Source organism: Buttiauxella noackiae, from assembly GCF_000737905.1.
In the GTDB taxonomy this organism is placed as follows: domain Bacteria; phylum Pseudomonadota; class Gammaproteobacteria; order Enterobacterales; family Enterobacteriaceae; genus Buttiauxella; species Buttiauxella noackiae.
This window is the reverse complement of record NZ_JPRU01000010.1, coordinates 1-13,145: the sequence shown is the minus strand read 5'-3', so window position 1 is coordinate 13,145 and position 13,145 is coordinate 1. Positions and strand designations below refer to the sequence as shown.

Sequence of the window (13,145 nt, the reverse complement as noted above, 5' to 3'; positions counted from 1 at the left end):
CCAGGTTCTATCAAGCCGCACACTCAGTTCKAGTCTGAAGTTTATATCCTGTCCAAAGACGAAGGCGGCCGTCATACTCCGTTCTTCAAAGGCTACCGTCCACAGTTCTACTTCCGTACAACTGACGTGACTGGCACCATCGAACTGCCAGAAGGCGTTGAGATGGTAATGCCGGGCGACAACATCAAAATGGTTGTTACCCTGATCCACCCAATCGCGATGGACGACGGTCTGCGTTTCGCAATCCGTGAAGGCGGCCGTACTGTAGGCGCGGGCGTTGTTGCTAAAGTTATCGCTTAATCGCTGATAACATTTGACGCAACGCGCAAGAAAAGGGCATCATTTGATGCCCTTTTTGCACGCTCTCTGTCCAGAACCTGGCTCATCAGTGATTTTTTACTCATAATCATTGCTGAGACAGGCTCTGAAGATGGCGTTATACCGAATAGTGCCTGAAAAGAGCCATTCGGTCTGGTTTTGCCTCGCGTATGCGGGGCAAAAATGTTTGTCTGAATTATTGTGACGGGTTGGTTTATGAGTGCGAATACCGAAGCTCAAGGAAGCGGGCGCGGCCTGGAAGCGATGAAGTGGCTGGCAGTTGCTGCTCTGCTGATTGTGGCGATCGTGGGCAACTACATTTATCGTGATGTATCTCTGCCTCTGCGTGCCCTGGCAGTGGTTGTTCTGATTGCTGCAGCGGGTGGTGTCGCGCTGTTAACGACCAAAGGCAAAGCAACTGTTGCTTTCGCCCGCGAAGCGAGAACCGAAGTTCGTAAAGTGATTTGGCCAACTCGCCAGGAGACTTTACACACCACCTTAATCGTGGCAGCAGTTACAGCTGTAATGTCACTGATTCTGTGGGGGCTGGATGGTATTCTCGTCCGCCTGGTTTCTTTTATTACTGGCCTGAGGTTCTGAGATGTCTGAAGCCCCTAAAATGCGCTGGTACGTCGTTCAGGCGTTTTCCGGTTTTGAAGGCCGCGTAGCAACATCGCTGCGTGAGCATATCAAATTGCACAACATGGAAGAGTTGTTTGGTGAAGTCATGGTACCGACCGAAGAAGTGGTCGAAATCCGTGGTGGCCAACGTCGCAAAAGCGAACGTAAATTCTTCCCGGGCTATGTTCTGGTCCAGATGGTTATGAATGACGCGAGCTGGCACTTAGTGCGTAGCGTTCCGCGTGTGATGGGTTTCATCGGCGGTACTTCTGACCGTCCTGCTCCAATCAGCGACAAAGAAGTTGATGCAATTATGAACCGCCTGCAGCAGGTTGGTGATAAGCCGCGTCCTAAAACGCTGTTTGAGCCAGGCGAGATGGTACGTGTCAGCGATGGTCCATTTGCTGACTTTAACGGTGTAGTTGAAGAAGTAGATTACGAAAAGAGCCGCCTGAAGGTTTCTGTGTCTATCTTCGGTCGTGCTACGCCGGTTGAGCTTGATTTTGCTCAGGTAGAGAAAGCCTAATAATTAGGTTGTAAAAGCAGCGATTATTCGTTGCACAAGGCGCGAGATTGGAATACAATTTCGCGCCTTTTGTTTTTACGCATCTTGTGTGCGTAGAACGAATTATTCACGGGGAGCCTTCATTGTTTAAGGCGCTATAACCCACTAGAGGAAATTAAGATGGCTAAGAAAGTACAAGCCTACGTCAAGTTGCAAGTTGCAGCTGGTATGGCGAACCCAAGTCCACCAGTTGGTCCAGCTCTGGGTCAGCAAGGTGTTAACATCATGGAATTCTGTAAAGCGTTCAACGCCAAAACTGAATCCATGGAGAAAGGTCTGCCAATTCCGGTTGTTATTACCGTTTACGCTGACCGTTCTTTCACTTTCGTTACTAAAACTCCACCAGCTGCTGTTCTGTTGAAGAAAGCTGCAGGTATCAAGTCTGGTTCCGGTAAGCCGAACAAAGACAAAGTGGGTAAAGTGACCCGTGCTCAGGTGCGTGAAATCGCAGAAACCAAAGCTGCGGACATGACTGGTTCTGACGTTGAAGCGATGATTCGCTCCATCGAAGGTACTGCTCGTTCCATGGGCCTGGTAGTGGAGGATTAAGAAATGGCTAAACTGACCAAGCGCATGCGCGTGATCCGTGACAAAGTTGATGCAACTAAACAGTATGACATCAACGAAGCCGTTGCTTTGCTCAAAGAGCTGGCCACTGCGAAATTCGTAGAAAGCGTTGACGTTGCTGTAAACCTCGGCATCGACGCTCGTAAATCTGACCAGAACGTACGTGGTGCAACTGTACTGCCGCACGGTACTGGCCGTTCAGTTCGCGTAGCCGTATTTGCCCAAGGCCCTAACGCTGAAGCAGCTAAAGCTGCTGGCGCTGAGCTGGTAGGTATGGAAGATCTGGCTGACCAGATCAAAAAAGGCGAAATGAACTTTGACGTTGTTATCGCATCTCCAGATGCAATGCGCGTTGTTGGCCAACTGGGCCAGGTGCTGGGTCCACGTGGCCTGATGCCTAACCCGAAAGTTGGTACTGTAACTCCTAACGTTGCTGAAGCGGTTAAGAACGCTAAAGCTGGTCAGGTTCGTTACCGTAACGACAAAAACGGCATCATTCACACCACCATCGGTAAAGTGGATTTTGACACTGACAAACTGAAAGAAAACCTGGAAGCTCTGCTGGTTGCGCTGAAAAAAGCTAAACCATCTCAAGCTAAAGGCGTTTTCATTAAGAAAGTTAGCCTGTCTACCACTATGGGTGCAGGTGTTGCGGTCGACCAATCTGGTCTGAGCGCAGTAGTGAACTAAGATTCACTGCTTTACGCGGGCGTTAGATTGGTCTAAAATCCTACGCCCGTTGCCTTACAAATGTAAGGCATAAAGAATTTTCGGTTGGAGCCTGGCCTTATCCAGGCCTCCGTCCAAGACCGCAGGAGTTTCGCAAGAGACTTAATTCCCTGCGTAGACGGTGACAGAACCTGAAGAATATTTTTGATAGTCTTTGGCTTGTTTCTGCTCACCGTATGTCGACGTTCATTATCGTTTTGGTAATGAATGAAGTGAGTTCCGGGGGAAACCCCGGCTAATATCCAGGAGCAAAGCTAATGGCTTTAAATCTTCAAGACAAACAAGCGATTGTTGCTGAAGTCAGCGAAGTAGCCAAAGGTGCGCTGTCTGCGGTTGTTGCGGATTCCCGTGGCGTGACCGTAGGTAAAATGACTGAACTGCGTAAAGCAGGTCGTGAAGCTGGCGTTTACATGCGTGTTGTTCGTAACACCTTGCTGCGCCGCGTTGTTGAAGGTACTCAGTTTGAGTGCCTGAAAGACACGTTTGTTGGTCCAACCTTGATTGCATATTCTATGGAACACCCGGGCGCTGCTGCTCGTCTGTTCAAAGAGTTCGCTAAAGCGAATGCAAAATTCGAGGTTAAAGCTGCAGCCTTTGAAGGTGAGCTGATCCCGGCGGCCCAGATCGATCGCCTGGCAACTCTGCCAACTTACGAAGAAGCAATCGCACGCCTGATGGCAACCATGAAAGAAGCCTCTGCAGGCAAATTGGTTCGCACTCTGGCTGCTGTACGCGATCAGAAAGAAGCAGCTTAATTGCGCTTTCCTTTCTCACGCATTTGCTTACGTATAAACTTATTCTGATTTTCAGGAACAATTGCTATGTCTATCACTAAAGATCAAATCATTGAAGCAGTATCCGCTATGTCTGTAATGGACATTGTTGAGCTGATCTCTGCAATGGAAGAAAAATTCGGTGTTTCCGCTGCTGCTGCTGTTGCAGGCCCTGCTGCTGCTGCTGAAGCTGTAGAAGAGAAAACTGAGTTCGACGTTATTCTGAAAGCTGCTGGCGCTAACAAAGTTGCCGTTATCAAAGCAGTTCGTAGCGCAACTGGCCTGGGCTTGAAAGAAGCTAAAGACCTGGTTGAATCCGCTCCAGCTGCGCTGAAAGAAGGCGTGAGCAAAGATGACGCAGAAGCTCTGAAAAAATCTCTGGAAGAAGCTGGCGCTGAAGTTGAAGTTAAATAAGCCAACCTTTCCGGTTGCAGCCTGAGAAATTAGGCTGATGGCTGGTGACTTTTTAGTCACCAGCCTTTTTGCGCTGTAGGGTACCAGTAGCGTTTCACACTGTTTGACTGCTGGTTTCCTTTCAATGTTTGTCTCTATCTACGCCTTAATATACTACGACTTTCTACACCGGGAGTTCCGGGGTAAAGCGTGGCGAAATGGTTTAAGAGTGATAGAAACAGGTATTGCGGAGAGTGTTCCACTTTCCGGTCCACAAAATAGTGTTGCACAAACTGTCCCCTTGTCGGGCAGATGGGTCGACTTGTCAGCGAGCTGAGGAACCCTAATGGTTTACTCCTATACCGAGAAAAAACGTATTCGTAAGGATTTTGGAAAACGTCCACAAGTTTTGGACATTCCTTATCTCCTTTCTATCCAGCTTGACTCGTTCCAGAAGTTTATCGAGCAAGATCCTGAAGGCCAGTACGGTCTGGAAGCAGCTTTCCGTTCCGTGTTCCCTATTGCAAGCTACAGCGGTAACTCCGAGCTGCAATATGTGAGCTATCGTCTGGGTGAGCCGGTATTTGACGTTAAAGAATGTCAGATCCGTGGCGTGACGTATTCCGCTCCCCTGCGCGTGAAACTGCGTCTGGTGATCTACGAGCGTGAAGCGCCGGAAGGCACCGTTAAAGATATTAAAGAACAAGAAGTTTACATGGGTGAAATTCCACTCATGACAGATAACGGCACCTTCGTTATTAACGGTACTGAGCGCGTTATTGTTTCTCAGTTACACCGTAGCCCAGGTGTGTTCTTTGATAGTGACAAAGGTAAAACCCACTCTTCCGGGAAGGTGCTGTATAACGCACGTATCATCCCTTACCGTGGTTCCTGGCTGGATTTCGAATTCGACCCGAAAGACAACTTGTTCGTACGTATTGACCGTCGCCGCAAATTACCAGCGACCATTATTCTGCGTGCGTTACAGTTCACCACTGAGCAGATTCTTGATCTGTTCTTTGAGAAAGTTAATTTCGAAATCCGCGACAACAAGCTGCAGATGGAATTGGTGCCAGAACGCCTTCGTGGTGAGACTGCATCCTTTGACATCGAAGCTGACGGCAAGATCTATGTCGAAAAAGGCCGCCGTATTACCGCGCGCCATATTCGTCAGCTGGAAAAAGACGATATCAAGCTTATCGAAGTTCCGGTTGAATACATTGCTGGTAAAGTCGCGGCTAAAGACTACGTTGATGCATCGACTGGCGAACTGATTTGCCCGGCGAACATGGAACTGTCTTTGGATCTGTTAGCTAAACTGAGCCAGTGTGGTCATAAGCGTATCGAAACGCTGTTTACCAACGACCTGGATCACGGTGCATACATTTCTGAGACCATCCGTGTCGATCCAACCAACGATCGCTTGAGCGCACTGGTTGAAATCTATCGCATGATGCGTCCTGGCGAGCCACCAACTCGTGAAGCAGCTGAAAACCTGTTCGAGAACCTGTTCTTCTCCGAAGACCGTTATGACTTGTCAGCGGTTGGTCGTATGAAGTTCAACCGTTCCCTGCTGCGTGATGAGATCGAAGGTTCAGGTATCCTGAGCAAAGACGACATCATCGAAGTTATGCGCAAGCTGATCGGTATCCGTAACGGCCAGGGCGAAGTGGATGATATCGACCACCTCGGCAACCGTCGTATCCGTTCCGTAGGCGAAATGGCGGAAAACCAATTCCGCGTAGGCCTGGTACGTGTTGAGCGTGCGGTTAAAGAGCGTCTGTCTTTAGGCGACCTCGATACCCTGATGCCTCAGGATATGATCAACGCCAAGCCTATCTCTGCTGCGGTTAAAGAGTTCTTCGGTTCCAGCCAGCTGTCTCAGTTTATGGACCAGAACAACCCGTTGTCTGAGATTACGCACAAACGTCGTATCTCCGCACTTGGCCCGGGTGGTTTGACCCGTGAGCGTGCAGGCTTCGAAGTACGTGACGTACACCCAACCCACTACGGTCGTGTATGTCCAATCGAAACCCCTGAAGGTCCAAACATCGGTCTGATCAACTCCCTGTCTGTGTATGCACAGACTAACGAATACGGTTTCTTAGAAACTCCGTATCGTCGCGTTGTTGAAGGTGTTGTAACTGACGAGATTCATTACCTTTCTGCTATTGAAGAAGGTAACTACGTTATCGCTCAGGCGAACACCAACCTGGACGAAGAAGGCCGTTTCGTAGACGACCTGGTAACTTGCCGTAGCAAAGGCGAATCCAGCTTGTTCAGCAACGACCAGGTTGACTACATGGACGTTTCTACCCAACAGGTAGTTTCCGTCGGTGCGTCCCTGATCCCGTTCCTGGAACACGATGACGCCAACCGTGCATTGATGGGTGCGAACATGCAACGTCAGGCCGTTCCAACTCTGCGTGCTGATAAGCCGCTGGTTGGTACAGGTATGGAACGTGCTGTTGCCGTTGACTCCGGTGTTACTGCTGTTGCTAAACGTGGCGGTACTGTTCAGTACGTTGATGCGTCTCGTATCGTTATCAAAGTTAACGAAGACGAAATGCTGGCTGGTGAAGCTGGTATCGACATCTACAACCTGACCAAATACACCCGTTCTAACCAGAACACCTGTATCAACCAGATGCCTTGTGTGTCTCTGGGTGAGCCAGTTGAACGTGGCGATGTGTTGGCAGACGGTCCGTCTACTGACCTCGGTGAACTGGCTCTTGGCCAGAACATGCGCGTAGCGTTCATGCCGTGGAACGGTTACAACTTCGAAGACTCCATCCTCGTATCCGAGCGTGTTGTTCAGGAAGATCGTTTCACAACTATTCACATCCAGGAACTGGCATGTGTGTCTCGTGACACTAAGCTTGGGCCTGAAGAGATCACTGCAGATATCCCTAACGTGGGTGAAGCAGCTCTCTCCAAACTGGATGAATCCGGTATCGTTTATATCGGTGCTGAAGTGACCGGTGGTGACATTCTGGTTGGTAAGGTAACGCCTAAAGGTGAAACCCAGCTGACTCCAGAAGAGAAACTGCTGCGTGCAATCTTCGGTGAGAAAGCGTCTGACGTTAAAGACTCTTCTCTGCGCGTACCAAACGGCGTTTCCGGTACCGTTATCGATGTGCAAGTCTTTACCCGCGATGGCGTGGAAAAAGACAAGCGCGCGCTGGAAATCGAAGAGATGCAGCTGAAGCAGGCGAAGAAAGACCTGACTGAAGAACTGCAAATCTTTGAAGCTGGTCTGTTTGCTCGTATCCATGCTGTGCTGGTTGCAGGCGGTGTTGAAGCTGAGAAGCTCGACAAATTGCCACGCGATCGCTGGTTGGAACTGGGTCTGACTGACGAAGAGAAGCAAAACCAGCTGGAACAGCTGGCAGAGCAGTACGACGAGCTGAAGCACGAGTTTGAGAAGAAACTTGAAGCTAAGCGCCGCAAAATCACTCAGGGCGATGACCTGGCACCTGGCGTGCTGAAAATCGTGAAAGTGTATCTGGCCGTTAAACGTCAGATCCAACCTGGTGACAAGATGGCAGGTCGTCACGGGAACAAAGGTGTTATCTCCAAGATCAACCCGATCGAAGATATGCCTTACGATGAAAACGGCACGCCGGTAGACATCGTACTGAACCCGCTGGGCGTACCATCTCGTATGAACATCGGTCAGATTCTGGAAACCCACTTGGGTATGGCTGCTAAAGGCATCGGCGAGAAAATCAACGCCATGCTGAAGAAGCAGGAAGAGGTTTCCAAGCTGCGCGAATTTATTCAGAAAGCATATGATCTGGGTTCAGATGTTCGTCAGAAAGTTGACCTGAACACCTTCACCGATGATGAAGTTCTGCGTCTTGCTGAGAACCTGAAAAAAGGTATGCCGATTGCTACTCCGGTATTCGACGGTGCAAAAGAGTCGGAAATCAAAGAGCTGTTGCAACTGGGTGGCCTGCCGACTTCCGGTCAGATCACACTGTTTGATGGCCGTAGCGGTGAACAGTTTGAGCGTCCAGTAACCGTAGGTTACATGTACATGCTGAAACTGAACCACTTGGTTGATGACAAAATGCATGCGCGTTCTACCGGTTCTTACAGCCTTGTTACTCAGCAGCCGCTGGGTGGTAAAGCTCAGTTCGGTGGTCAGCGCTTCGGTGAGATGGAAGTGTGGGCACTGGAAGCATACGGTGCTGCTTATACCTTGCAGGAAATGCTGACTGTTAAGTCTGATGACGTTAATGGCCGTACCAAGATGTATAAAAACATCGTGGATGGTAACCATCAGATGGAACCAGGCATGCCGGAATCCTTCAACGTATTGTTGAAAGAAATCCGTTCGCTGGGTATCAACATCGAGCTGGAAGACGAGTAATTACTCGCATTTGCTGTACTGGTTACAGGATGTCCGGGTCACACCGGACGTCTCTGAGAAGTCTCACTCCGACGGGAGCTAATCCGTGAAAGACTTACTTAAGTTTCTGAAAGCGCAAACTAAGACCGAAGAGTTTGATGCGATCAAAATTGCTCTGGCATCGCCAGACATGATCCGTTCATGGTCGTTCGGCGAAGTTAAAAAGCCGGAAACCATTAACTATCGTACGTTCAAACCAGAACGTGACGGTCTGTTCTGTGCTCGTATTTTTGGGCCAGTAAAAGACTATGAGTGCCTGTGCGGTAAGTACAAGCGCCTGAAACACCGTGGTGTAATTTGTGAGAAGTGCGGCGTTGAAGTAACCCAAACTAAAGTGCGCCGTGAGCGCATGGGTCACATCGAGCTGGCTTCCCCAACTGCACACATTTGGTTCCTGAAGTCACTGCCGTCTCGTATCGGCTTGCTGCTGGATATGCCACTGCGTGATATCGAACGTGTACTTTACTTCGAATCATATGTGGTTATCGAAGGCGGTATGACCAACCTCGAGCGTCGTCAGATCCTGACTGAAGAGCAGTATCTGGATGCGCTGGAAGAGTTCGGTGACGAATTCGACGCGAAGATGGGTGCGGAAGCTATTCAGGCCTTGTTGAAAAACATGGATCTGGAGCAAGAGTGTGAAACTCTGCGTGAAGAGCTGAATGAAACCAACTCCGAAACCAAACGTAAAAAGCTGACCAAGCGTATCAAACTGCTGGAAGCGTTCGTTCAATCTGGTAACAAACCAGAGTGGATGATCCTGACAGTTCTGCCGGTTCTGCCGCCAGACCTGCGTCCATTAGTTCCGCTGGATGGTGGTCGTTTCGCAACTTCAGATCTGAACGATCTGTATCGTCGCGTTATCAACCGTAACAACCGTCTGAAACGTCTGCTGGATCTGGCTGCTCCTGACATCATCGTACGTAACGAAAAACGTATGTTGCAGGAAGCGGTTGATGCCCTGCTGGATAACGGCCGTCGCGGTCGTGCGATCACCGGTTCTAACAAGCGTCCTCTGAAATCTTTGGCCGATATGATCAAAGGTAAGCAGGGTCGTTTCCGTCAGAACTTGTTGGGTAAACGTGTTGACTACTCCGGTCGTTCTGTAATCACCGTAGGTCCATACCTGCGTCTGCATCAGTGCGGTCTGCCTAAGAAAATGGCACTGGAGCTGTTCAAACCGTTCATCTACGGCAAGCTGGAACTGCGTGGTCTTGCTACCACCATTAAAGCTGCGAAGAAAATGGTTGAGCGCGAAGAAGCAGTCGTTTGGGATATCCTGGACGAAGTTATCCGCGAACACCCGGTACTGCTGAACCGTGCACCAACTCTGCACCGTTTGGGTATCCAGGCATTTGAACCTGTACTGATCGAAGGTAAAGCTATCCAGCTGCACCCGCTGGTTTGTGCGGCATATAACGCCGACTTCGATGGTGACCAGATGGCAGTACACGTTCCACTGACGCTTGAAGCTCAGTTGGAAGCGCGTGCGCTGATGATGTCTACCAACAACATCCTGTCACCAGCGAACGGCGAGCCAATCATCGTTCCTTCTCAGGACGTTGTATTGGGTCTGTACTACATGACCCGTGACTGTGTTAACGCCAAAGGCGAAGGCATGGTGCTGACTGGCCCTAAAGAAGCTGAGCGTATCTATCGCGCAGGTCTGGCCTCTCTGCATGCGCGTGTAAAAGTGCGTATCACTGAATATGAAAAAGGCGAGAACGAAGAGTTCGTTGCGAAAACCAGCTTAATCGACACCACCGTTGGTCGTGCGATTCTTTGGATGATTGTACCGAAGGGTCTGCCTTACTCCATCGTCAACCAGGCGTTGGGTAAGAAAGCAATCTCCAAAATGCTGAACACTTGTTACCGTATTCTGGGCCTGAAGCCTACAGTAATCTTTGCTGACCAAACGATGTATACCGGCTTTGCTTATGCAGCGCGTTCAGGTGTATCTGTTGGTATTGATGACATGGTCATCCCTGCGAAGAAAACTGAAATCATCTCTGAAGCGGAAGCTGAAGTTGCTGAAATTCAGGAACAGTTCCAGTCTGGTCTGGTAACAGCAGGCGAACGCTATAACAAAGTAATCGATATCTGGGCTGCGGCGAACGATCGTGTATCTAAAGCGATGATGGACAACCTGCAAACTGAATCCGTTATTAACCGTGACGGCGTCGAAGAGCAGCAAGTGTCCTTCAACAGCATTTACATGATGGCCGACTCAGGTGCTCGTGGTTCTGCAGCACAGATTCGTCAGTTGGCTGGTATGCGTGGTCTGATGGCTAAGCCAGATGGCTCCATCATCGAAACGCCAATTACCGCGAACTTCCGTGAAGGTCTGAACGTACTCCAGTACTTCATCTCCACGCACGGTGCTCGTAAAGGCTTGGCGGATACCGCACTGAAAACTGCGAACTCCGGTTATCTGACGCGTCGTCTGGTTGACGTTGCACAGGATCTGGTAGTGACCGAAGACGATTGTGGCACCCTCGAAGGTATCACGATGACTCCGGTTATCGAAGGCGGCGATGTTAAAGAGCCACTGCGCGATCGCGTTCTGGGCCGTGTAACAGCTGAAGATGTGATCAAGCCGGGTACTGCAGACATCCTGGTAACTCGTAACACCCTGATCGATGAACAGTGGTGTGACGTGTTAGAACTTAACTCTGTTGACAGCGTTAAAGTCCGTTCCGTTGTAGGTTGCGAAACTGACTTTGGTGTTTGTGCACACTGCTATGGTCGCGACCTGGCACGTGGTCACATCATCAACAAAGGTGAAGCTATCGGGGTTATCGCGGCACAGTCCATCGGTGAACCAGGTACTCAGCTGACGATGCGTACGTTCCACATCGGTGGTGCGGCATCTCGTTCTGCTGCTGAATCCAGCATTCAGGTTAAGAACAAAGGTAGCATCAAGCTCAGCAACGCGAAGTCGGTTGTGAACTCTGCCGGTAAACTGGTAGTGACTTCTCGTAACACTGAACTGAAATTGATTGACGAATTCGGTCGTACTAAAGAGAGCTATAAAGTTCCTTACGGTGCGGTAATGGCTAAAGGTGATGGCGAGCAGATTGCAGCGGGCGAAACCGTAGCAAACTGGGATCCGCACACAATGCCAGTCGTTTCTGAAGTAAGTGGTTTCATCCGCTTTACTGACATGATCGACGGTCAGACCATTACTCGTCAAACTGACGAACTGACAGGTCTGTCATCTCTGGTTGTTCTGGATTCTGCAGAACGTACCGCGGGTGGTAAAGATCTGCGTCCAGCACTGAAAATTGTTGATGCTCAAGGCAACGACGTTCTGATTCCTGGTACAGATATGCCAGCTCAGTACTTCCTGCCAGGCAAAGCAATTGTTCAGTTGGAAGATGGTACTCAGATTCACTCTGGTGACGCGCTGGCGCGTATTCCTCAGGAATCAAGTGGTACCAAGGACATCACCGGTGGTTTGCCACGCGTTGCGGATCTGTTCGAAGCGCGTCGTCCGAAAGAGCCAGCTATCCTTGCTGAAATCAGCGGGATCATCTCGTTCGGTAAAGAAACCAAAGGCAAACGCCGTCTGGTAATCTCTCCACTCGACGGCAGCGATGCTTACGAAGAGATGATTCCTAAGTGGCGTCAGCTGAACGTGTTCGAAGGCGAAGTTGTAGAACGCGGTGACGTTGTTTCCGATGGTCCAGAATCTCCGCATGACATTCTGCGTCTGCGTGGCGTATATGCTGTGACTCGTTACATCACCAACGAAGTGCAGGACGTTTACCGTCTGCAAGGCGTTAAGATTAACGATAAACACATCGAAGTCATCGTGCGTCAGATGTTGCGTAAAGCAACCATCGTTAACGCTGGTAGTTCTGACTTCCTGGAAGGTGAGCAGGCTGAATACTCTCGCGTCAAGATCGCTAACCGCGAACTGGAAGCGAACGGCAAGATTAACGTGTCCTTCTCACGTGATCTGTTGGGTATCACCAAAGCCTCTCTGGCAACCGAGTCCTTCATCTCCGCGGCATCGTTCCAGGAGACAACTCGTGTGCTTACCGAAGCAGCTGTTGCGGGTAAACGTGACGAACTGCGCGGCCTGAAAGAGAACGTTATCGTGGGTCGTCTGATCCCAGCTGGTACCGGTTATGCGTACCACCAGGATCGTATGCGCCGTCGTGCAGCGGGCGAAGCGCCAGTTGTACCTCAGGTGACTGCAGCAGACGCTACTGCCAGCCTGGCAGAGCTGTTGAATGCAGGTAATCTGGGTGGTAACGACGAGTAATCGTCCGATACGCTAAAAACAAAAACCGCTCGAAAGTGAACTGCACCCAAAAAGTTGGACACCCAACCGAGTAAGGTGCAGTTTTTTATGAGCAAATATTCTCTTAGCTTCAAACTTCAGGTTGTGAAGCACTATCTTTCCGGTCTGGAAGGGTACAAAGCGACAGCAAAGCGTTTTGGTATCGATCACAGTGCCGTTCGTAAGTGGTCTGCCGTCTGGAAGCTTCATGGCGAAGCCGGGCTAACCACACGACGCTTCACCTACTCTCCTGTCTTTAAAGAGTCCGTCATCCTGTATATGCGTGAGCATCGACTGTCTGTTCGCGAAGTTTGTGCAACATTCTCTATTCCTGCCTTTTCCACGGTTTGTGAGTGGGAACGACTGTATGATGAAGGCGGTCTGCAAGCCCTGACAGATAACCGCCGCAGGAAAAAAACGATGCCGGATACCCCTGGAAATAAATACGTCAACAAGCCCCAAAAGCCCCTTAACCCG

Annotated in this window: 10 protein-coding genes; all 10 read left to right on the top strand. The window is 50.0% G+C overall.

Features of this window, described 5'->3' with window-relative positions; genetic code table 11:
* Window positions 1-300, top strand: a 300-nt coding sequence (locus tag IX31_RS21900) for an EF-Tu C-terminal domain-related protein (protein WP_034461808.1), incomplete at its 5' end; no start/stop codon positions are given.
* Between the two features lie 234 nt (window positions 301-534).
* Window positions 535-918: a preprotein translocase subunit SecE gene (gene secE / locus IX31_RS21895; protein ID WP_034461807.1), complete on the top strand. Its 384-nt coding sequence runs from the start codon at window positions 535-537 to the stop codon at window positions 916-918.
* 1 nt (window position 919) lies between these two features.
* A complete protein-coding gene (gene nusG / locus IX31_RS21890) occupies window positions 920-1,465 on the top strand; it encodes a transcription termination/antitermination protein NusG (RefSeq protein ID WP_034461806.1) in 546 nt (181 codons plus the stop codon).
* A 159-nt stretch (window positions 1,466-1,624) separates the two neighbouring features.
* Window positions 1,625-2,053 (top strand): 50S ribosomal protein L11, encoded by a 429-nt coding sequence (gene rplK, locus IX31_RS21885; protein WP_034461805.1) that lies wholly within the window; start codon window positions 1,625-1,627, stop codon window positions 2,051-2,053.
* A 3-nt stretch (window positions 2,054-2,056) separates the two neighbouring features.
* The gene (rplA, locus tag IX31_RS21880) at window positions 2,057-2,761 is read left to right on the top strand and encodes a 50S ribosomal protein L1 (protein WP_034461804.1); all 705 of its coding nucleotides are present in this window, start codon (window positions 2,057-2,059) and stop codon (window positions 2,759-2,761) included.
* Between the two features lie 296 nt (window positions 2,762-3,057).
* Window positions 3,058-3,555, top strand: a complete 498-nt coding sequence (rplJ, locus tag IX31_RS21875; protein ID WP_034461803.1) for a 50S ribosomal protein L10 — start codon at window positions 3,058-3,060, stop codon at window positions 3,553-3,555.
* 66 nt (window positions 3,556-3,621) lie between these two features.
* A complete protein-coding gene (gene rplL / locus IX31_RS21870) occupies window positions 3,622-3,987 on the top strand; it encodes a 50S ribosomal protein L7/L12 (protein WP_034461801.1) in 366 nt (121 codons plus the stop codon).
* Window positions 3,988-4,312: 325 nt separating this feature from the next.
* Complete coding sequence (gene rpoB, locus IX31_RS21865; RefSeq protein WP_034461800.1) at window positions 4,313-8,341, top strand: DNA-directed RNA polymerase subunit beta; 4,029 nt, start codon at window positions 4,313-4,315, stop codon at window positions 8,339-8,341.
* Window positions 8,342-8,426: 85 nt separating this feature from the next.
* Window positions 8,427-12,650 carry a DNA-directed RNA polymerase subunit beta' gene (gene rpoC / locus IX31_RS21860; RefSeq protein WP_034461799.1) on the top strand — a complete coding sequence of 1,408 codons (4,224 nt, stop codon included), beginning with the start codon at window positions 8,427-8,429 and terminating at the stop codon, window positions 12,648-12,650.
* Window positions 12,651-12,737: 87 nt separating this feature from the next.
* Window positions 12,738-13,145 (top strand): IS3 family transposase (locus IX31_RS21855; protein WP_051880811.1); only part of this gene is annotated, 408 nt, incomplete at its 3' end.